Genomic DNA, 21,564 nt, shown 5'->3' on the forward strand with positions numbered 1-21,564 from the left:
TATGGTTAGTTTACTGGGCATTGCGCTCCTTCTGGGTATTGCTTTCGCGTTGTCATCGGCGAAACGCAGTATAAATTGGCGCACCGTAGGGGGTGCTTTTGCTATTCAAGCCACAGTCGGTGCGTTTGTCCTGTATTCTGAACCCGGTAAAGAAGTCCTATTAAAAGCAACGCAGTTTGTCGCCAATATTATCGACTATAGCCAAGAAGGCATTAACTTCTTATTTGGCCCAATTGGTGACAAGTCAATTGCGTTTATTTTTGCCTTTAACGTATTACCCGTCATTGTCTTTTTCTCTGCGTTGATAGCCGTACTTTATCACCTTAAAGTTATGGGGCTTATCATCAAAGTTATCGGTGGGTTTCTGCAAAAAGCTTTGGGAACCAGTCGACCGGAGTCCATGTCAGCGGCGGCAAATATTTTTGTTGGCCAAACTGAAGCGCCATTGGTAGTACGCCCGTTTATTCCTCACATGACCAGTTCTGAGCTGTTTGCCATTATGGTAGGCGGCCTTGCGTCTATTGCAGGGTCAGTTATGGCTGGTTATGCCGGTATGGGTGTTGAACTTAAATACTTATTAGCTGCCAGCTTTATGGCAGCACCAGGTGGTTTGTTGATGGCAAAAATTATGTTGCCCGAAACCAACAAGCCCAATGAAGATTTACATGACGTAGACGCGGAAGATACCGGCTACGCCAATGTATTTGATGCGGCCGCCAGTGGCGCTGCATCAGGCATGCAACTTGCGCTAAATGTAGGTGCCATGCTACTCGCTTTCATCGCTCTAATTGCCATGTTTAACGGCCTGATTGGCTGGACAGCAGGTTTATTCGGCTATGAAAACGTAACGTTTGAAGGGATCCTGGGTTATGTACTTCAACCACTCGCATGGGCAATCGGCGTACCATGGGAGGAAGCACAACTTGCAGGTAGCTTTATTGGTCAGAAAATGGTGGTCAACGAATTTGTTGCCTACTTAAATTTCTTGGAAAACCAAGCACAGCTATCTGAAGCGTCTCAGGCCATTATCACCTTTGCACTTTGTGGTTTTGCAAACTTCTCTTCTATCGCAATTTTGATGGGTGGAATTGGTGCCATGGCACCAACACGCAGAAAAGAAATCGCGCGACTGGGGTTAAAAGCTGTTATTGCTGCAACGTTGTCTAACTTAATGAGTGCCGCACTAGCGGGCTTTTACCTCTCACTCGGTTAAAATTTAATTAAACAGACCAGTTGGTCAAGTTTTTACTAGACTAACTGGTCAGGTTTATGTAAATTACGCGCAAATTCCTCGCGGAGTTGATTTATGTCAATTTCTGCGACTTTTTTCTGTAGCCCGTCTACCTTTATAATGCCGCAGTCAAAATATACGGGATAAAGTTATGCAATTAGTTGCTGTTGATTACCGAGCGGAAAACGCTCAAGAAGAATTCGTGAAGTCACTTCGCGAGACAGGGTTCGGTGTTTTAAAAAACCACCCTATCCAGCAGTCATTGGTTCAAGGTATTTACGATAACTGGCAGGCCTTCTTCGACAGTGAGCAGAAGAATGATTACCTGTACAACAAAGGTAAACAAGACGGATTTTTCCCTCAGAGTGTTTCTGAGGTAGCCAAAGGCTTTACGAAAAAAGATATTAAAGAATATTACCACTTCTACCCTTGGGGTCAGTGTCCTGAAGCACTACGCCCTCAGATTTCTCAATATTATGAGGAAGCGAACACATTAGCTAAAGAGCTTCTTGGGTGGATAGAAAAGCATTCTCCTGCTGAAGTGAGCGCAAAGTACAGTCAGCCGCTTGGCGATATGATCAAAGATTCTGATCAAACATTGCTGCGTATACTGCACTATCCGCCTCTTAAAGGAGATGAAGAAGTCGATGCAATCCGCGCCGCTGCTCACGAAGATATTAATTTAATTACTATCTTACCAGCCGCGAATGAGCCTGGTTTGCAAGTACAAGCTAAAGACGGTAGTTGGTTAGAAGTGCCTTGCGATTTTGGTAATTTGATCGTGAATATTGGCGATATGCTTCAAGAAGCATCAGGCCATTACTTCCCATCAACTACACATCGGGTAGTTAACCCAGATGGCGCTGATATGACTAAATCTCGTATCTCACTGCCGCTGTTTTTACACCCGCGACCAGATGTTGTTCTTTCAGAACGTCATACTGCAGGGTCATACCTGCAAGAGCGCCTCCGTGAGCTGGGCGTTATATAAATTAAGTTCCTTTTGTAGTGTTATTTTTGCCACGGCTAGTCCGTGGCTTTTTTTTATCTATAGCACGTAATTTTCGTTAACTGCTGGCCAATGCAGCAATCTTAGAAGCGTAGCGCATGCGATCCTGATCGTTAGCAGAATGTCTGACTGCTTTCTCCAAGTAACTTTGCGCTTTGCTAATATCCCCTAACTCGTGAAAGGTCTTAGCTAAAGCAAATAAAATTTCGTGACGAGAATCATCAATACGAAAAGCGCGTTGGTAGTAAGTAAGCGCCAACTCCATATTACCATCATCAAATGCTTGCTCGCCCAGAATATAGTGATAATACGGATTATCCCGTCTTCGTGATTCCACCATTTCCGTAATTGCTATCGCTTCATCTTTTCTATCTTGATGTGAATACAAGATAGCGAGGTTTTCCCATGCTGTGAGGTTGTCATCGTTAAGTGAAAGGGCGTGTTTGTACACAAGTTCAGCTTGGTCATACGCCCCCACCATGCGATACAAAATCCCCAGATTTACCCAGCTTTGATGTAAGTCAGGCGATAGTTTAGCCGCAGCACGGAAGTAGCTATATGCACGGGTATAGCTGTTTGCTACCAACGCGTCGGCACCTTTATTGTTATAAAACATGGATAATATTTTCGTTTTTGAAACGCTGTTACGCGGAAAATGACTTCGAATCATTTGTGGGTCGAAATCGATATCGGCGGAAGAAGAGCCCACTGACACGATTAATGGTTCGTTAGGAACGGTTACTCTGAGATTAATATGACCATTGAGTAAACTGAAGCCATCTCTGCGAGTCCAATATTCAGGTATATCAACCTCATAAAAAGTCGCCTTTAACCCCGCGTGTTCGGCGAGTGCATAAGCCATAATAGACAGTGAGAGGCAATTAGCCGCACGATTATTAAAGGTAGAATTAGCTGTGGTATTCGCGCTATTTCGATACAAAACACCTTGTTCTGAATGGTCAAAAATAGCTTTAACAAGGCGTTTCAAATTTTTCTCAGAAGCACTGTTTTCATACACTGCACGCTCAGCAAAGCGTTGTGCTTCTTCACCTAAATAGAAAATTTCTTCCGGCGACTCGACGGAAAACAAAACATATGACGGAAAGAGTTGATCATTGAGTAAAGCAGGAGCCGCTACTGTAGTTTGTTCATCAGTAGATTGGCACCCTGTCAGGACAAGGAAAGATAACAAAAATAGCATTCTTCGAGTATTCATCACAGGCACCTCTTGTTACTCGATACCTATAAGCATAGTTCACAGTTGTTTATTTACATATTTTTTACATCTCATTTTTTCGTTAATTGAACTTTTTCTTTAAGAGACAAAGCGGTATACCACGCTTCTACAATTGTGTAGTTTGGCATGATGTTGTTTTTACTTTTATTATTAAACTTTTGAATAATGCAAATTTGCTTCCTATCATAGTACTCTGGGTAACGCGCCTCGCCCAATTAATAAGGAGTGGTTGTGTATAGTGAAAAGCTCAGAGAACGCAAGTTACAAGACTGCCTGATACTTATCGTCGATGATCAAGAGATAACTAGACTTCAACTAGAAACCCTACTTGCAGATACCGCAAGATGCTCCTCTGTAGGCTCTGGTAAAGAAGCACTGGCGTTCTGTGAGCAACATTCCCCTGATTTGGTATTAATGGACGTTAACATGCCCGACCTTGACGGGCATCAAACTACTGCATTAATAAAGGCTAAGCCGGCTTGCGCTTCTATTCCTATCATTTTTGTTACCTCGGCAGACGCCGACGAAGATCAATCCAAGTGTTGGGAGTCTGGCTGTGTGGATTTTGTGCACAAACCCGTCAATGCGTGTACGTTGCGCAATCGCGTAAAATCTCATCTAACTCATAAGTTAAAAAATGATTTGTTAGAGAAGCTGATATACGTAGATAGACTGACCGGCGCTTATAATCGTCATTATCTCGACGATTACCTGCCCCGCCTAGTGAAAGATGGCCTGCGGAATGCCAACCCGCTCTCCTTGGTTATTTTTGATATCGACCATTTTAAGCGATTTAACGATATGTATGGTCACTTTGAAGGAGATGCCTGTCTTTGGAAGGTCAGCAACACCATTAATAATGCCCTCATGCGTCCGATGGATAAACTTGTCCGATTAGGTGGAGAGGAATTTTTGGTACTTCTACCTAATACCGATATTGAAGGTGCCGTAGAAGTCACTAAGCGCCTGATTGACGGAGTCTATGAATTGAATATTCGTCACAGTGCATCAGAACATCAGCGTGTTACGTTAAGTGCAGGTGTGGCAATTAAAAGCGCCGAAGATCAAAAAACCATCGATTTTATTTTGCTAGAGGCTGACAAAAACCTGTATGAAGCGAAAATGCAAGGACGTAACAGGTTAAAAGCACCATCGAGAACAAAACATCAAAAAGTGGTTCAATTAACACCTAACTGATAGATACCTACTGATTTGGTATGTAGCAACGCACTGAGTGACTCATTTTGACTAATCCCTAGCTGTTCTTGCTGTGCAAACAGCAATTGCAGCGTTGCTAACGCGTCGTCTAATGCGTTGTGTTCGGGAAAGGTCGGTAGATCGAGCCGTTGTCGGCATACCGTTAACGTAGCACTATTATTAGGTAAAACCTGATGTTGCTTATTCAATTGATAGAGTGCTAATTGAAGCGTATCGATATAGATAACCTCTTGAGGGGGCAAATTGAGTACGCGAAAAGCACGATCCAGCGCTTTAAGGTCGAGACTCGCATTGTGAAACACTAAAACGGATGAGCGCAATAGAGGCTGCAACGCTTCAATCGCACTTTCCAATGACGTCCCTTCATTTAAAACTTCAAGTGTCAGCCCGTGAATAACCGGGCTTTGTCCTAATTCCGCTTCGGTGTTTACCACGTGATACCCACAGGAAGAGAGATCCACCCGGCCCCGTTTACCACTGACATAACCAATCGAAGTGATATGCGTTGAATTAGGATCGAGTGAGGTCAATTCAAAATCCACTGCACAGAAAGAGGTACTGGAAAAAGTCATCGCCTTTAGTTTTGTTTTGAGGGTACTACTTCCCCCTAATACTGCCAGCAGCCGTTGTAAGAACCCTATCGCCATTGATTAACCCAGACCGCCAGAAAACTTCATAACCATAGCTTGGTTGGTTCGTTCAATGGCTTTAAATGCTGCTTTAAGCTGATGCTTTTCAATAGATGAAAGTGCGCCTACCGAAACACAATTATCAGTGACTTTATTTTCCAACTGATGTCGCCAGCGCAACCGGTTCAAAAACAGCCAAATATCCCTTAGGTTGGTCGCGTCTTTCTTAGAAAGTTGGGAGTTGTCTGAAAGCGCTTCTAGCCGCGCAAGCGTACTGGGTACGGTTAAACCATCGGCTAACGCATATATACGTGCAATATTGTTGATAAGTGCAACAGCTCGGGTCTTTAAATCGATAGTATCTTTATATTTTCGACCTTTTTCGTACGTGAATCGTTGAAACGTGGAAAGGGGAACGGCTACCTCATTACTGTGACGCACTAGCGCTGCGAGAAACATTTTTTGTTTAAGTAATGGCGCCCGGCGTTCCTGTAGTGCTTTAAACAAACTGCTGTCACCTGCCGCACACCGCGCATCCAGATAAATGTTAAAGTGCATAATAGCGTCTTTTGTCGGCGAATTTACCCACCGCTTCGCCTCCTCAACCGCTTCATCAAGAGAGTTTCTCAAGTCAGGGTTGCTGGCCATAATGTTACCGTCACACAGTTTAATACCACACTTCGCTAACCCATTACACACATAGTCAGCCATGTCGGCAAAGTACTGAGCCTGTTGTTCGTTAGGGGTGTGTGCTAACAGCAAACCGTTATCCTGATCTGAGCCCGTAGTTTGATCCTCACGGGCTTGTGAGCCAAAAACCAACCACGCGAACATCATCGGCGCTTTGCCGTGCTCCTGCTGAAAAAAGCCAATTAGCTTACGCGTCATGATATCGGTAGCTTGCGACAATATTTTGCCCGCAATATCATAATCGCCCGCGCGTTTAGCATGGGCAGAAAAATAATGCGGTAATTGCCACGACAAACGGGTTAATTCATACAAGTTTTCCGCTTTTGACAGTTCGCCAATAATAAACAGAACATTGCCTCGCTGATGACGAATAATGTCACTGGCGGTGATCATACCTAAGGGCTGATTCGTCAGATGATCAATAACCGGAAGGTGATGGATATTTTTTTCGGTCATCAAAGACATGGCGTCAAACAACGTCCTATTTCCCGTTATCTGGGTAGGATTGGTAGTCATTATTTTACTTACCAACAGGTTAGTATCTAAAGATTTAGCGACTACCCGAGAGCGCAAGTCGCGATCAGTAATAATACCAGCCAATTTATTGTCGTCGGTGATAAGAAGAGACGACACTTTGTGCGTTGTCATTAAGCCCGCAGCATGGGCAATAGTTGAGTGGATTTCGGTAGACACTGGTGCTTTGCTAATGACGTCAGTTAACCCTTTATACAGCCACATAGAATTGCTATCTGCTAACGCATGATTCTGCAAGGCGTTGTTGCGAAGCCCTGCGAAAAAATTCCCAATGGCGGGGATCTCTAGCATTGTGGCAACATACTTTCCTTCAAAACAATAAACTAATCCTGGACTATCTACCGTGACCTGTAGTGGAAACGTGCGCTTCTCAATGAGGGAAGGATACCCGAAATAGTCACCTTCACTGAGATGACGTATGCTACTTTCCCCATCCTGAACCGAAAACTGTCCACTTTGTATGAGGTATAACATCGGTCCATTTTGCTCTAGCGTGACAGCATTGTCTGCTGTCAGATAGAGAAGCTCAGCATGCTTGATCAAGTCTGCACGTTGCTCGCTTTCTAATCCATCGAATGGCGCTGATGTAGAAAGAAAATCTTCAACCTGCTTTGCTATGACAGTCATACACTATTCCTAGAGAATGTTAACCAGGGGTCTGTTGAACGAGGGATTGCAGCCCCAGAGGGTGTTGATCTTTGCAGTACATCATGTCAAGAGTACCGCAAAGATCAACATGCTCAATAATAAAAGAAAAAACCAACCTACTCACAAATGCCAGTAGGTTGGTTATCGTTTAATTATTTAAGTTTCGTTGTATTAGTGAGCAGATGCTTCACCCGCTCCTTTTGGATAACGAATACTTTCTACTAGCTCTTGAATCTCTTCTGGTGCTTCATCTGTTGCTTTGAATACTAAGAATGCAACAAGGAAGTTAACCATCATACCCAATGTACCAATACCTTCTGGTGAAATACCAAACCACCAGTTAGCCGGCACATTTGCCGCAGGATTCACGAACTTGAAGTAGATGATGTAAGCGGCGGTGAAAGCAATACCACTGATCATACCCGCAATCGCACCCTTATCATTCATTCGTTTGCTGAAGATACCCATAATAATTGCTGGGAAGAAGCTCGATGCTGCCAAGCCGAAGGCAAAGGCGACCACCTGCGCAACAAACCCGGGCGGATTAATACCGAAGTAGCCTGCAATTACAATGGCCACACCTGCCGCTAATCGCGCATACATCAATTCTGCCTTATCGGTAATATTCGGCATAAAGTTTCGTTTCAACAAGTCGTGGGAAACGGATGTCGAAATTACCAACAGAAGACCCGCTGACGTAGACAAGGCTGCAGCAACACCACCCGCGGCCACCAACGCAATCACCCATGCAGGTAGGTTCGCAATTTCAGGATTCGCCAGAACCATAATATCGCGGTCAACCTTCATTTCGTTGCGCTCATCGCCTGAATAGAACATTTTGCCATCGCCATTTTTATCTTCAAAGCCGATAAGACCAGTCTGTTCCCAATTCTTAATCCACGAAGGCGCTTCTGCATAACTGGTACCAGTCATTTCAGGACCATTGATGGTTTCAATCATGTTCACACGAGCAAACGCGGCAAGTGAAGGCGCTGTAGTGTACAGTAGTGCAATGAACACAAGTGCGTAACCTGCTGATTTACGAGCATCGTGAACCTTAGGCACAGTAAAGAAACGTACGATTACGTGTGGAAGACCTGCTGTACCTACCATCAGTGCAAACGTAATAAAGAATACGTCGATAGTGCTCTTAGTTCCTGAGGTATATTCATTAAAGCCGAGTTCCACTGATAACATGTCGAGTTTCTGCAACACGTACATTCCGGAGCCATCAGCTAACGTGGCACCAAACCCAGTTTGCGGAAGGATGTGACCTGTCACCATAATTGAAATGAATACCGCTGGAACAATGTAGGCAAAAATGAGTACACAGTACTGTGCAACTTGGGTGTAAGTAATACCTTTCATACCACCAAGTACAGTGTAGAAGAATACGATAACCATACCGATTACCACACCTGCTACAATGTCCACTTCTAAGAAGCGACTGAATACTACGCCAACACCGCGCATTTGGCCTGCTACATAAGTGAAGCACACGAAGATTGCACAGAATACCGCAACGGTACGAGCGGTTTGTGAGTAGTAGCGGTCACCAATGAAATCAGGTACAGTGAACTTACCGAATTTACGTAGGTAAGGTGCCAAACACAGAGCAAGGAGTACGTAACCGCCAGTCCACCCCATAAGGTAAACTGCGCCATCGTAACCCATGAATGAGATTAGGCCCGCCATTGAAATGAATGAAGCCGCAGACATCCAATCGGCTGCCGTGGCCATACCATTCATTACAGGAGGTACGCCACCACCGGCAACGTAGAATTCGTTAGTTGAGCCAGCTCGAGCCCAAATTGCGATTGCGATGTAGAGTGCAAACGAAGCACCTACAATAATAAATGTGAGTGTTTGAACGTCCATGGGTTACTCCTCGTCTACACCGTAGCGTTTATCCATAGCGTTCATTTTTGTCATATAGACAAAAATCAATGCAACGAACACATAAATTGCGCCTTGCTGTGCAAACCAGAAGCCCAGCTTAAAGCCAAAGAATTGAATTTCATTTAATGCATCGACAAACAGTATGCCGGCACCAAATGACACGACAAACCATACGACTAAAAGCTTGGCAAGGAGGGCTAAATTCTCCTTCCAATATGCTTTTTTGTCTTCTTCGTTTCTAAATGCCATTGTTTCACCCTCATGTCAGGTTAACTAGTTGTTATGTTTTTACATTTCCCTAACGCCCGGCTTTGTTAACGTTATTGCTGCGTGACTTAATTAGATGGTTTTCTAATCAAAGCAGCAAAGTCAAGCATTTAGGAGATCGGCTACTACTCTAGACCTGCCTATGAGAATTCAAAATGAGACCATGGTCGTAGGTGAGACTATGGTCGCGATGATTATAATAAAATCAAAGTTGTTAATGCTTAGTTAAAAGGTGAGTTATGGTTTTTGGTTGGGTTACACTTGCTGTGTTGTACCTGTTTTTGTTGTTTTCACTAGCCAGTTGGGGGGAGAAAAACTCGCCCGCTGCGCGCAAGATAACATCACACCCCGCCATCTACTCCCTTGCCCTCGCCATTTACTGTACTGCTTGGACATTTTTCGGCATGGTGGGACAAGCCAGCCGCGATACCTGGATTTACCTTCCTATTATGTTAGGGCCTATTTTGGTCTATGCATTGGGGTATAAATTCATCTATAAGATGACCCTAGTGAGTAAGAAGCAGCATATCACCACTATTTCAGATTTTATCGCTTCTAGGTACGGGAAACGCCAAACCGTTGCACTGGTTGTCACACTGATCGCCCTGCTCGCGACCATCCCGTATATTGCGCTTCAGTTAAAGGCGGTGGGTGCCACCTTTCAATTACTCACTCAGCAAGCCAATAGTGACGTGATTATTTTGGCAGCGACCACCTTCATTGCCATATTCGCTATGTATTTTGGTACTAAACAGGCCGACGTGACTGAATATCGACGTGGACTTATGCTGGCAATCGCGTTTGAGTCCTCAATTAAACTTCTGGCACTGGTACTTGTTGCTTTTGTCGGTTACCACGCGTGGAAGGCCACTGAATCGGGTCCTTTTTTTGACAGCTTTATCAATGAAGCTGCCCTCGCGCAATTCGGTTCCTTTTCATTTATAGCCCAAACCATCATGGCAGCAGCTGCTATTGTCTGTTTGCCTCGTCAATTTCACGTGGCAATTATCGACAATTTAAGTTTAGGGCATATTCGCACGGCTCGTTGGCTGTTTCCTCTTTATCTCACAGTGATATCTGCAGTTATCCCTGTGATTGCAATCGCAGGCAAAGCCATTTTCTCGGGAGCGGGCATTGAACCCGACTCCTATGTTTTGTCACTAGCGGTTTTTTCAGAATCCACCTTACTTCAGGTCATCGTTTTTATTGGCGGACTGTCAGCTGCCACGGCAATGATCATTGTGGCTACCCTGACTTTGAGTACCATGCTGACTAATGATGTCATCTTGCCGAGGATTTTTGCATTTAGTGGGCAGTCCGATAACAAGCAAGATCTGGCCAGTCGCATCCGATTAATTCGTCGTATCGTTATTGCCTTCATTCTCTTGATGGCATTTGTCTATCACCAACAAATGACTGGCAGCCGTTCGTTACACTCAATAGGCCTTATAGCATTTTCTCTCGTCATCCAATTAATGCCTGCTATTGTGGGTGGTCTATACTGGAAGAAAGCCCATGCCCATGGTGTATACGCAGGTTTAATGGTTGGCCTTGTTATTTGGGTGCTGTGGCTAGTACTTCCGATTGTCAGCGATCAGGTTTCACAATTGGAGCAAAATGAACTCATTAGCCAAGGAGCTATGATAAGTTTGGCCGCAAACACACTGGTTTATACAATTTTTTCTTGGTTTGCCCCACAGCGACTTATTGACCGTATTCAGGCAGAAGCATTTGTCTCTCCCACTATTTCGGCAAATAACACAGTTAAAACCCAAGCGACGGATGTTACGGTTTCCGATCTTATAACCCTGCTCTCAACGTTTATGGGCACAGGGCGATGTGAACAGCTTTTAGAGCAATATCAACATCTCAACCGGTGTGAACTAAAGCATGACGCGACACCAAATGAATCGTTTCTTTCATTCTGTGAACGGGCATTAGGGGGAGTAATTGGCGCATCCAGTGCCAAAGTGCTGTTAGACAGCGCATTGCGCGGAAAGAAAATGGACTTCACCGAAATCATCAACTTTTTTGATGATACAACCCAAGCCATGCAATTCAACATGACCGCCCTACTGACCTCACTTGAGAATATGGATCAGGGTATCAGTGTGATGGATAAACATTTAAATTTGGTGGCCTGGAACAAGCGCTATGCCAATCTCTATCCCTATCCAGACAATTTACTTGCTGTTGGCACGCCAATTGAGAAACTCATTCGCTACAATGCGTCACAAGGTGAGTTCGGCACCGATGACGTAGAAGCTGAAGTAGAAAAAAGGTTGACTCACTTGCGCTCAGGCATGCCTCATCGATTTACACGTCTGCGCAAAGATGGACGTGTTATTGAAATGGTAGGCAACCCGCTGCCCGGTGGTGGGTTTGTTACCAGTTTTAATGACATCACCGGACACGTCGAAATTCAACAGGCACTGGAAGAGTCGAATATTGACCTTGAAGCGCGAATTAAGAAGCGCACGGAAGAAGTACACTCTATCAATGCAGAACTTCGCCTTGAAATTGAACGCCGTTCTGAGGCAGAAAAAGAGCTTATTCGAGCGAGAAAAGCCGCTGAGGATGCAAACGCCAGTAAAACGCGCTTTTTAGCACTGGCAAGTCACGATGTATTACAGCCGCTAAACGCAGCAAAACTGTATGTGAGCGCGCTTGAAGAACAAGAACTCTCTGAACAAGCCCATTCGATTATACGCAAGCTCAATCACAGTGTGACGTCCAGTGAAAACCTCATTGGCACGTTGTTAGACATCGCACGTCTGGATCAAGGGGAAATGAAGCCCGAGTTAGAGTCTGTTGATGTGTGTAGTTTACTTTCGCCGTTACTGGATGAAATGGCGATGCGCGCGCAGGAAAAAGGTCTCAGATTCACCCCAATTATTAGGCCTTGTTGGGTGGTGGCTGACAAAACGTATTTATACCGCATAGTGCAAAACTTACTGTCTAATGCTGTGAAATACACAGACAAAGGGCGAGTACTATTTACGGTTAAGCCTGTGGGCGATACCGTTCAGTTTAAAGTGATGGATACGGGTATTGGGATTTCGAATGAGAAAAAAGAAAGCATTTTTGGTGACTTCTTTCGCGCCAATGACAGTAAAGAGCACGGCCTTGGGTTAGGACTGGGTGTGGTAAGAAGATTGAGTTTACAACTCAATAGTGATATCCGAGTACTCTCAAAAGTAGGTAAGGGAAGTTGCTTCAGTTTTACACTTGCCAAAGCCATACCGAAAGAAGTATCAAGCGAAACGGCCAAACCCCGTAATACGACATTCACTGGTATGGATGTGTTGTGCGTAGATGATCAACGTGAAAATCTTGACGCCATGCATACACTGCTGACCAAATGGGGAATTAACGTCGCTATGGCCAATAATTGGGACGATGCCCTGACACTGTGTGAAACCATTCAACCACAAATTCTGTTGATGGATTATCAGTTAAGTCATGATGACGAGAAAAACGGGCTAGCGCTAATTGAGGAGATTCGTTCGCGATTAAATATTGTAGTACCTGCGGCACTGATTACAGCGACCCCAGACGAAGGATTGGTCACACAATGTAAAGCACAGGGCGTGAACTTTTTAGCTAAGCCGTTAAAGCCAGCCAAGTTAAGAGCCCTGTTACAGAGTATGACCCGCTATATTAGAGAAGCAAACAATGTCAACGAGAATGAAGCGTAAATGTATTCTTAAAAGATGTAGAGCTCACTTTTACTTACTTACGAGCTCTTCGGGTGTTTTGTTTTGTTCTACCTTCAAAACTGGTTTCTCGTTTGCAGACTTACCAACCACCTTCCCCATTGAACCCCAATGGACTTTGGGGTTTAGCAACACTGGTCGCGTAAGAATAAGATTATTGGGATACATCAAGGTTTCCCTTTCCGCAGTGACCAAACGCGTGCTAAATGGCCCCACATCCGCAATCATTCCCTCAATATAATTATCGCCATCTAGGATCCGCAAATAGTTTCCGCGTCTATACGCCACATTGGTTAACAGAATAAAATATGCTGTGATATTGCTGATTAAAGACCAGCTGGCAAAAAGCGCGACCCCTGTTACTGTGATAATTGACGTTGACAGCATCAAAAGCCCTGAAAAATCAATACCCCATGCAAGTAATAGTAGCGCTATGGCTACCGTGCCAACGAGCACTCGTGCAGCAAAAAGCCCTTTAATTGCACTGTGAGATTTTAATTTCGATTTTTCGATATTGGTTTCAAGTTTTGGTAAAAGCTTGCGAGACGTTGCCAAATAGAACAATAATACAATACCACTCCACACAACATTTGACTGATATTCAGTTAACCAGGACAAAAATGTGTGCCACCATTCATTCATTCGATACAACCTTTTAAATAATGAACTATTTTCGCCAATGGTATCGCGAATACCAGACAAGTTCATGCATTAAAAGCAATCGACACAACAAGAATTATTCGTAAGACAGGCAGTAGGCCTTACATTAGTATGCCCGCAAAAATACTTGTCTAATCACTGTTCACGTTCTAACGTGGGTACAGTCGTTCTAAAAATTCAGTTAAAAATAAGTACAAACAGCAGGTTTTTAAAATGCGTATTGCTATTCTTTCAAGAAATTCTAAGCTTTATTCAACGTCGCGTTTAGTGGAAGCTGGGCGAGCTCGTGGCCACCAAGTGGATGTTATCGATACCATGCATTGCTACATGGACATCACCAGCTCACGTCCATCGGTACGCTATCACGGTAAGAAACTTCCCTATTACGATGCGGTTATTCCTCGCATTGGGGCTTCTGTCAGTTTCTACGGCACCTCTGTTGTTCGTCAATTTGAGATGATGGGCACATATAGCATAAATGAATCAGTCGCTATCAGCCGCTCGCGAGACAAACTGCGTTCACTACAATTACTTTCCCGTAAAGGGATTGGGATGCCAAGAACAGGCTTTGCTCACCACCCAGACAAAATAGACGATGTAATTAAAACCGTTGGTGGCGCCCCTGTAGTGATAAAGCTATTAGAGGGTACACAAGGCATAGGCGTAGTACTTGCCGACACCCAAAAAGCCGCAGAGGCGATTATTGAAGCGTTCATGGGTCTTAATGCCAGTATTTTAGTTCAGGAATTTATCAAAGAAGCCGGTGGCGCAGATATCCGTTGCTTTGTCGTAGGAGGCAAAGTCGTAGCCGCTATGAAGCGTCAGGCTGCTGCTGGCGAGTTCCGCTCTAACTTACACCGTGGTGGTCAAGCCAGTTTAGTCAGACTGAGCCCAGCAGAACGCAAAACGGCAGTAGATGCAGCGAAAACTATGGGATTAAATTGCTGTGGTGTGGACATTCTTCGTTCTAACAGTGGCCCGGTAGTCATGGAAGTGAATTCATCTCCTGGTTTAGAAGGTATTGAGAAAGCAACCAATAAAGACGTTGCATCAATGATCATTGAATTCATCGAGAAAAGTGCCGAGCCTCATAAAACCAAAACCCGTGGTAAAGGTTAATTAATTAACAATAAAATAACTTTCTATGGTAGGAAAGCGTTAGTGGTAAATGATGTATTAAAAATCGGGGGGGAATCCATTTCACCCGGTGAAACGAAGAAGATTGAATTAAAAATGCCGCCGTTGTACACGGCGACGAACATGAGTATTCCAATATATGTCAAGCGGGGTAAACGCCCCGGCCCCACTATGTTCGTTAGCGCGGCGATCCACGGTGACGAACTCAACGGCATTGAAATTGTTGGCAGGCTTATACGTTCTAAGGCTATAACCAGTATTAAAGGTACTTTGATTGCTGTACCAATGGTTAACGTTTATGGCGTACTCAACCAGTCTCGGTACTTACCAGACAGACGAGATCTTAATCGCAGTTTTCCAGGCAACAAAAAAGGCTCATTGGCTGGTCGTTTGGCTAACCTCTTTTTAAAAGAAGTGGTTAGCAAGTGTGATGTGGGCATTGATTTACATACTGGCGCTATCCACCGCAGTAATTTACCCCAGATTCGTGCCGATCTGGACAACGAAGAAGTATTGGAAATGGCGAAAGCGTTTGGCGTACCGGTTTTACTCAACGCCGAACTACGCGATGGCTCATTGCGTGAAGCAGCCAAAGAGAATGGCGTTAAAATATTGCTTTATGAAGCGGGTCAAGCATTGCGTTATGATGAACTCTCTATTCGTGCTGGTGTAAAAGGCATAATTAATACCATGAGACACCTCGGCATGCTGAGTAAAAGTCGCAGCAAACCATCTAGAAAGGCGCACGAAATTAAGCAATTTATTGCTCGTCAGAGCGGATGGGTGCGCGCATCTGACAGTGGCTTTGTAACGCATTTAGCGCAGCTAGGTGATCACGTTGCGGTAGGTGACAAATTAGCGGTTATTGCAGACCCTTTCGGCAACCATTTAAACTATATATTAAGCCCAGCCGAAGGGGTTATCATTGGCAAACAGAATATTCCTCTCACTCAAGAGGGAGAAGCCGTGTACCATATTGCATACTTTTCAAGGCCTGGTACTGTGGCTGAACATGTTGAACTATTACAAGATAATTTATTACCACCAGAGCAAAGTACACTTGAATCATATTCGGTAGAAAATCCTTATGAAAAATAAAAAAATTGTAGGTGCGGTTGAACTGTGTGATTTACCAAAGTTAACTATTACAGATTTAACGGTGAGAGTTGACACAGGAGCCGCAACATCTTCATTACATGTAGATAATATTGAAGAGTTTGAAAAAGACGATGAATTGTGGATAACCTTCGATATTCACCCTGATATTCACAACGTAGAGCGTGTAGTGCGTCGAGAAGCAAGAGTCGAAGGTCAAAAGCGCGTCAAGAGCTCTACCGCAACATTAGAAAAGCGTTATGTAATAATTACGCCTATAATTATGGATGGTAATCAATGGGACATTCAACTTACCCTCACCGACCGCTCTGAGATGACCTATCTCATGCTACTTGGTCGAGAAGCCATGAGCGGTCAGTTTATTGTCGATCCTGAACACGACTTTTTGCTCACCGGCAAAGACTAATAGCAAGCCACTTAGGTACACTGTATAGCACAGTGACTAATAAGTGGAAATGATGGTCTTTCCGGCCGTAGTTTAAGGGAAAAAGGCGAAAATTAATGGATATTGGAATGACGCGCAGATTCATCAATGCAATGTTATTTTGTTCACTGGCACACTTGAATTCAAGTGCATTCGCACTTACTGATCAAAGTGAAAAGGTGGGCGAAAATGTCACTGATGCAAACCTTCCTCATACGGTTTTACGCTTACCCAATGTTCATCCTGGTAGAGATGCCGTATATGCCTATGCCCGTCAACTACTCAGCGAGGCCCTTGCCGTTACTGAGGACAAATACGGCTCGTTTGAGCTTGTGGTGAGTCAGGAAGAATCGGCCCAAGAACGCCAGTTGCGCAGCCTAGAGCACAATATGTTAGATGTGACCTGGAGTGTCGCCTCTACCGAACGAGAGTCCCACTTTTTACCTATTCGCATCCCCATCATGGCAGGCCTTTTTGGTAAACGCGTGTTATTTATTCGAGAGGGGGATCAACGATTTCGCTCGGTGGAATCACTACAGGATTTAAAGGCTTTCCGTGCTGTTATGGGTTATGACTGGCCTGATACTAAAGTGTTTAAAGCCAATGATGTCTCAGTATTAGAAACGACTTATCGCGCGTCGTTTAGAATTGTTTCGGAAGGTTTTGCTGACATGTTTCCCCGAAGCGTGATGGAAATTCGGGAAGAATTCGAAGACAAAGCGTTAAGTAGAGGTCTGATCATTGAAGACAGCCTGCTGATTTCTTACGACAACCCCATTTTTTACTTCGTCGCCAGTGACAACACACTACTTGCCGAACGCATAGCAAAAGGCTTGCTTATACTTATCGAAAACGGTCGCTTTCACACGCTTTTGTCGCAGCAACCCGGCTATGAACAGAGCATGAAGTTAATGAAAAATCGCAAGCTCGTTGAACTGACTAATCCACTTGTCAGTGACCAAAGTCGTGAGGCACTAAGCAAATTCTTGCACGAACACGCGATATCACATCCATAATCTCAACGCATTTTCACCCAAAGTGTTATGTGGTTAATGCGCAACGAAAAGCGCTCTGTTAGCCCAGTGGCCTTAGCTGACTCAACGCTTTAACAGCTCGCGTTAAAGCGCTATTGCGTGGGAGGCTCAAGCTCTAGTTGTGAAGCAATAAGTACCGCTTGCGTACGGTTATTAATACCAAGCTTTTTAAAGATTGCAGTAACGTGGGCCTTAACCGTTGCCTCAGCAATATCCAGGTTATAGCCTATTTGTTTGTTCAATAAGCCGTCACGCATGTAGCACAATACCTTGTACTGCGATGGCGTGAGCGAAGCTACCTTGTCTGCCAACTCAGAAAACGCTTCATTCACTTCATCTACATTTTCACTTAGGCTCTCTGGTAACCATACGTCACCATCCAAAATGGCTTCTACCGCATTGGCAATGTCGTGAGCACTGGCCGTTTTAGGGATAAATCCAAGCGCGCCAACGCTGATTATTTTAGATATGAGCGTGGTATCTTCAGTACCGGAAACTACGGCAACAGGGAGGTCTGGGAAGAGTTTACGAATGTGCAATAATCCGAACAAATCGTTGCTACCAGGCATGTGTAAGTCGAGTAACAACAGGTCGATATCTTCATTGTTGAGGATATCGACCGTAGTGTTCAGATCTCCCGCCTCTTTCAGGGTCAGGGCGGGAAGCGACAATGACAGTGCGCCTCTCAGTGCATCGCGATACAGCGGATGATCATCAGCGATTAAAAGGGTTATCATTGTCTATGTCCTTCGTTATTTGTTAAGACGCTCCTCTATCAGTGTATCAACAACCGAAGGATCAGCCAATGTAGAAGTGTCGCCTAATTGCTCGTGCTCGTTAGCGGCAATCTTGCGCAGTATACGGCGCATAATCTTACCTGAACGGGTTTTAGGCAAACCACGTGACCATTGGATCATATCTGGTGTTGCAATGGGGCTCAGCTCTTGACGTACCCACGCTTTAAGTTCTTTCGTCAGGGCTTCATCCACTTCTACACCTTCATTTGGTGTGACGTAAACGTAGATACCCTGACCTTTAATGTCATGGGGATAGCCTACCACCGCAGCTTCTGCCACCTTAGGATGCGCCACCAGTGCACTTTCTATTTCTGCCGTACCTAAACGGTGTCCAGACACGTTCAGAACATCATCCACACGTCCTGTAATCCAATAGTAACCGTCTTCATCTCTGCGAGCGCCATCACCGGTAAAATACACACCTTTGTAAGCACTAAAGTAAGTATTGATGAAGCGTTGGTGATCGCCGTATACCGTTCTCGCCTGACTTGGCCAGCTATCTTTAATCACCAAGTTACCTTCCGCTACACCCTCTAATTCATTGCCATCTGCATCAAACAGCGCTGGCTGAATACCGAAAAATGGACGGGTAGCAGAGCCTGGTTTAAGGGCTGTCGCACCAGGCAGAGGCAGGATCATATGTCCACCTGTTTCCGTCTGCCACCAGGTATCAATTATCGGACAGCGACCTTCGCCTATTACGCGATGGTACCATTCCCATGCCTCTGGATTAATCGGTTCACCTACCGTACCCAGTAAACGTAAAGAAGACAGGTTACATCCTTCTGCTGGAACATCACCGTGGGCCATTAATGCACGGATAGCGGTTGGCGCAGTATAAAGGCTATTTACTTTATACTTCTCAACCACCTGCGCAATGCGTTTTACATCTGGATAAGTAGGCACACCTTCAAAGAACACTTGTGATGCCGCGTTGACCATAGGGCCATACACCATGTAGCTGTGACCTGTGATCCAACCTACATCAGCAGTACACCAATAAATATCATCTTCTTTATAGTCAAAGGCATACTTAAAGGTCATCGCTGAATAAAGCAAATAACCACCAGTAGTGTGAACTACACCTTTAGGCGTGCCAGTTGAGCCAGACGTATAAAGAATGAAAAGTGGATCTTCAGCATTCATCACCTCAGGCTCACACTGCGATGCACAGCCATCAATGGCTTCGTGCCACCAGACATCAACAGAATCATTCCAGTCTACGTCGCCACCGGTAAGTTTGTGCACCACGACGTGTGTAATAGAAGGGCATGCACCATTCGACAGCGCACGGTCAACGTTGGCTTTAAGCGGAATAGTTCTTCCAGCGCGACGGCCTTCGTCGGCAGTAATTACCACCTTGGCGTTACTGTCGTTAATGCGATCGGCAATTGCATTGGGTGAAAAACCGCCAAAAATGACCGAGTGTACAGCACCAATTCTGGCACACGCCAACATGGCATAAGCGGCTTCGGGCACCATAGGCATATATATGGCCACGCGATCACCCTTGGTGACTCCCATTTCTTTTAGTGCGTTAGCCAGTTTACACACCTCATAGTGTACTTGCTGATAGGTGATGTCTTGACTATCTTCTGGCGAATCCCCTTCCCAATGGAAAGCAACCTTGGTAGCATTTTTCGCTAAATGGCGATCGATACAGTTATAGCTGGCATTCAGTTCGCCGTCTTCAAACCATTTAATTGAAACATCGTCCTCGCCAAAATGGGTATTTTTTATCTTGGTGGGCTTTTGGTACCACTCAAGTATGGCCGCGTGTTCAGCCCAAAACGCTTCTGGTTGATCTACTGATTGTTGGTACATCGCTTCATATTGTGAGGCGTCCAAGTGAGTAGACATAAGAATGTGTTCAGGCACAGAGTAAGTTTTGCTGGTGGTCATATAGATTGCCTCCAAGATCGAAAATGTAAATATTTTGTTTTATGGTAAAACACTCTAGTCATTCACCCACAAAGCAAAATGAGACTTTGGTCTTATCGATTATTCACCGATCGTTCACTACCCTTATAAATACGACTATGGTCTTATGCGACCATGGGCTTATTTAAATTTGCGATAATAAGTACACAATTAGCAATGTTAACGTTGAATTTACATTTAATTAACCACTCTTTTTGGAAAAACACGATGAAAGCTAAAATAAAAAATACAGCAACAGCGGTAGCGCTTTGCTTAGCAGCATCAGGCGGCGCAGCACAAGCAGCCACAATTGGCGATACAAGTGTGAAATTCACAGGTTATATAAAAGTAGATGCCATGATGAGTGACTACTCTGATGGTACGATCGCCACTGGTAGTGTCGGTCGCGACTTTTATATCCCTTCACTAACTCCAGTTGGTGGCGTTGACGAAGATGCACAATTTGACGCACACATTCGAACTTCTCGTTTCCGCTTCTCAACGTCTACACCTACAGCTGAAGGCGATACTATAAACGGTGTTTTCGAACTCGACTTTGTAGTAACTGGTGGTGGTGATGAGCGTATCAGTAACTCTTACGTGCCTCGTGTACGTCATGCATACCTAACATACAAAAACTGGTTGGTTGGTCAAACCTGGACCACGTTTATGGACGTAGGTGCATTACCAGAGTCCCTTGATTTCATTGGTACGACAGACGGTATTACCTTTGGTCGTCAAGTCATGGTGCGTTATACCAACGGCGGTTTACAACTCGCACTAGAAAACCCTGAATCAACCATTACACCATTTGGCGGTGGTGGCCGTATTGTCAGTGATGACAATAGCCTTCCTGACTTTGTGGCGGCGTATACGTCTAAACACGACTGGGGCTACTGGAAAGTCGCAGGTCTATTAAGACAATTGTCTTACGACAATGGCGGTGATATCGACGCAGATGAAACCAGCTTTGGTGTGTCTGTAACGGGTAAATTCTTACTTGGCAATGGCGATGATATTCGCTTTACCTTCAACACGGGTTCTGGTCTAGGCCGTTATTCTGCGCTTAACGCAGTAAACGGTGCGGTATTGACAGCAAGCGGTGACCTGGAAACTATCGATTCAACAGGTTACGGTATTGCTTACCGCCACGTGTGGAGCGAAAAAGCACGTAGTAGCATTATGTTCTCAGCATTTGAAGCTGATAATGATGTTGCGCTTACCGGTCTTTCAACTACAGAAAGTACCTACAGCACACGCGTAAACTTCCTCTACTCTCCAACGAAAGCACTAACAGTTGGTGCTGAATATGCGTTTGCACATAGAGAAGTAGAATCTGGTCTTGAAGGTGATATGAATCGCTTCCAAGTATCGGCTAAATACGCATTCTGATCGAGT

17 protein-coding genes are annotated in these 21,564 nt (G+C 44.6%); 9 read left to right on the plus strand and 8 right to left on the minus strand.

Annotation, left to right across the window (positions count from 1 at the left end; translation table 11 throughout):
* Position 1 precedes the first annotated feature (1 nt).
* Positions 2 to 1,213, plus strand: a complete 1,212-nt coding sequence (locus tag ACMCM8_RS13825; protein ID WP_412723189.1) for a NupC/NupG family nucleoside CNT transporter — start codon at positions 2 to 4, stop codon at positions 1,211 to 1,213.
* A 169-nt stretch (positions 1,214 to 1,382) separates the two neighbouring features.
* Entirely contained in the window at positions 1,383 to 2,222 is an 840-nt protein-coding gene (locus ACMCM8_RS13830; protein WP_412723190.1) for an isopenicillin N synthase family dioxygenase, read from the plus strand.
* A gap of 76 nt (positions 2,223 to 2,298) precedes the next feature.
* Here ACMCM8_RS13830 and ACMCM8_RS13835 read toward each other — a convergent pair whose 3' ends face one another.
* Positions 2,299 to 3,456 (minus strand): tetratricopeptide repeat protein, encoded by a 1,158-nt coding sequence (locus ACMCM8_RS13835; RefSeq protein WP_412723191.1) that lies wholly within the window; start codon positions 3,454 to 3,456, stop codon positions 2,299 to 2,301.
* Between the two features lie 252 nt (positions 3,457 to 3,708).
* On the opposite strand from ACMCM8_RS13835, the gene ACMCM8_RS13840 reads away from it, so the two are divergent.
* A complete protein-coding gene (locus ACMCM8_RS13840) occupies positions 3,709 to 4,674 on the plus strand; it encodes a GGDEF domain-containing response regulator (protein ID WP_412723192.1) in 966 nt (321 codons plus the stop codon).
* Here the strand turns inward: ACMCM8_RS13840 and ACMCM8_RS13845 are convergent.
* The 4 genes from ACMCM8_RS13845 to ACMCM8_RS13860 all read right to left on the minus strand — a co-directional run bounded on the left by ACMCM8_RS13845 (position 4,656) and on the right by ACMCM8_RS13860 (position 9,344).
* Positions 4,656 to 5,342 (minus strand): 3'-5' exonuclease, encoded by a 687-nt coding sequence (locus ACMCM8_RS13845; protein WP_412723193.1) that lies wholly within the window; start codon positions 5,340 to 5,342, stop codon positions 4,656 to 4,658. The two genes, ACMCM8_RS13840 and ACMCM8_RS13845, sit on opposite strands and share 19 nt — an antisense overlap.
* A 3-nt stretch (positions 5,343 to 5,345) precedes the next feature.
* On the minus strand, positions 5,346 to 7,175 hold the full coding sequence (locus ACMCM8_RS13850) for a DUF294 nucleotidyltransferase-like domain-containing protein (protein ID WP_412723194.1): 1,830 nt from the start codon (positions 7,173 to 7,175) through the stop codon (positions 5,346 to 5,348).
* A 192-nt stretch (positions 7,176 to 7,367) separates the two neighbouring features.
* Positions 7,368 to 9,074: a sodium:solute symporter family protein gene (locus ACMCM8_RS13855; protein WP_412723195.1), complete on the minus strand. Its 1,707-nt coding sequence runs from the start codon at positions 9,072 to 9,074 to the stop codon at positions 7,368 to 7,370.
* Positions 9,075 to 9,077: 3 nt separating this feature from the next.
* Positions 9,078 to 9,344, minus strand: coding sequence for a DUF4212 domain-containing protein (locus tag ACMCM8_RS13860; protein ID WP_412723196.1), 267 nt, complete (start codon positions 9,342 to 9,344; stop codon positions 9,078 to 9,080).
* A gap of 257 nt (positions 9,345 to 9,601) precedes the next feature.
* Here ACMCM8_RS13860 and ACMCM8_RS13865 point away from each other — a divergent pair, with 257 nt between their 5' ends.
* Complete coding sequence (locus ACMCM8_RS13865) at positions 9,602 to 13,060, plus strand: PAS domain-containing hybrid sensor histidine kinase/response regulator (protein ID WP_412723197.1); 3,459 nt, start codon at positions 9,602 to 9,604, stop codon at positions 13,058 to 13,060.
* A 30-nt stretch (positions 13,061 to 13,090) separates the two neighbouring features.
* Here the strand turns inward: ACMCM8_RS13865 and ACMCM8_RS13870 are convergent, their stop codons facing one another.
* Positions 13,091 to 13,720, minus strand: coding sequence for a mechanosensitive ion channel domain-containing protein (locus ACMCM8_RS13870; protein ID WP_412723198.1), 630 nt, complete (start codon positions 13,718 to 13,720; stop codon positions 13,091 to 13,093).
* A 231-nt stretch (positions 13,721 to 13,951) separates the two neighbouring features.
* Between ACMCM8_RS13870 and rimK the strand changes: the two genes are divergently transcribed.
* The 4 genes from rimK (at position 13,952) to ACMCM8_RS13890 (ending at position 17,431) form a co-directional block, all read left to right on the plus strand.
* The gene (gene rimK / locus ACMCM8_RS13875) at positions 13,952 to 14,857 is read left to right on the plus strand and encodes a 30S ribosomal protein S6--L-glutamate ligase (RefSeq protein WP_412723199.1); all 906 of its coding nucleotides are present in this window, start codon (positions 13,952 to 13,954) and stop codon (positions 14,855 to 14,857) included.
* A gap of 42 nt (positions 14,858 to 14,899) precedes the next feature.
* A complete protein-coding gene (locus ACMCM8_RS13880; RefSeq protein ID WP_412723200.1) occupies positions 14,900 to 15,973 on the plus strand; it encodes a succinylglutamate desuccinylase/aspartoacylase family protein in 1,074 nt (357 codons plus the stop codon).
* The gene (locus ACMCM8_RS13885) at positions 15,963 to 16,397 is read left to right on the plus strand and encodes an ATP-dependent zinc protease family protein (protein WP_412723201.1); all 435 of its coding nucleotides are present in this window, start codon (positions 15,963 to 15,965) and stop codon (positions 16,395 to 16,397) included. The genes ACMCM8_RS13880 and ACMCM8_RS13885 overlap by 11 nt, the downstream gene beginning before the upstream one ends.
* Before the next feature lie 95 nt (positions 16,398 to 16,492).
* Positions 16,493 to 17,431 (plus strand): amino acid ABC transporter substrate-binding protein, encoded by a 939-nt coding sequence (locus ACMCM8_RS13890; RefSeq protein ID WP_412723202.1) that lies wholly within the window; start codon positions 16,493 to 16,495, stop codon positions 17,429 to 17,431.
* 110 nt (positions 17,432 to 17,541) lie between these two features.
* On the opposite strand, the gene ACMCM8_RS13895 is transcribed toward ACMCM8_RS13890, so the two are convergent.
* Positions 17,542 to 18,186 carry a response regulator transcription factor gene (locus tag ACMCM8_RS13895; protein WP_412723203.1) on the minus strand — a complete coding sequence of 215 codons (645 nt, stop codon included), beginning with the start codon at positions 18,184 to 18,186 and terminating at the stop codon, positions 17,542 to 17,544.
* Positions 18,187 to 18,201: 15 nt separating this feature from the next.
* The gene (gene acs, locus ACMCM8_RS13900) at positions 18,202 to 20,148 is read right to left on the minus strand and encodes an acetate--CoA ligase (protein WP_412723204.1); all 1,947 of its coding nucleotides are present in this window, start codon (positions 20,146 to 20,148) and stop codon (positions 18,202 to 18,204) included.
* Between the two features lie 246 nt (positions 20,149 to 20,394).
* On the opposite strand from acs, the gene ACMCM8_RS13905 reads away from it, so the two are divergent.
* On the plus strand, positions 20,395 to 21,558 hold the full coding sequence (locus tag ACMCM8_RS13905) for a DcaP family trimeric outer membrane transporter (RefSeq protein WP_412723205.1): 1,164 nt from the start codon (positions 20,395 to 20,397) through the stop codon (positions 21,556 to 21,558).
* The last annotated feature ends 6 nt before the right edge of the window (positions 21,559 to 21,564 follow it).

It is taken from the genome of Alteromonas sp. D210916BOD_24 (assembly GCF_047159385.1).
In the GTDB taxonomy this organism is placed as follows: domain Bacteria; phylum Pseudomonadota; class Gammaproteobacteria; order Enterobacterales; family Alteromonadaceae; genus Alteromonas.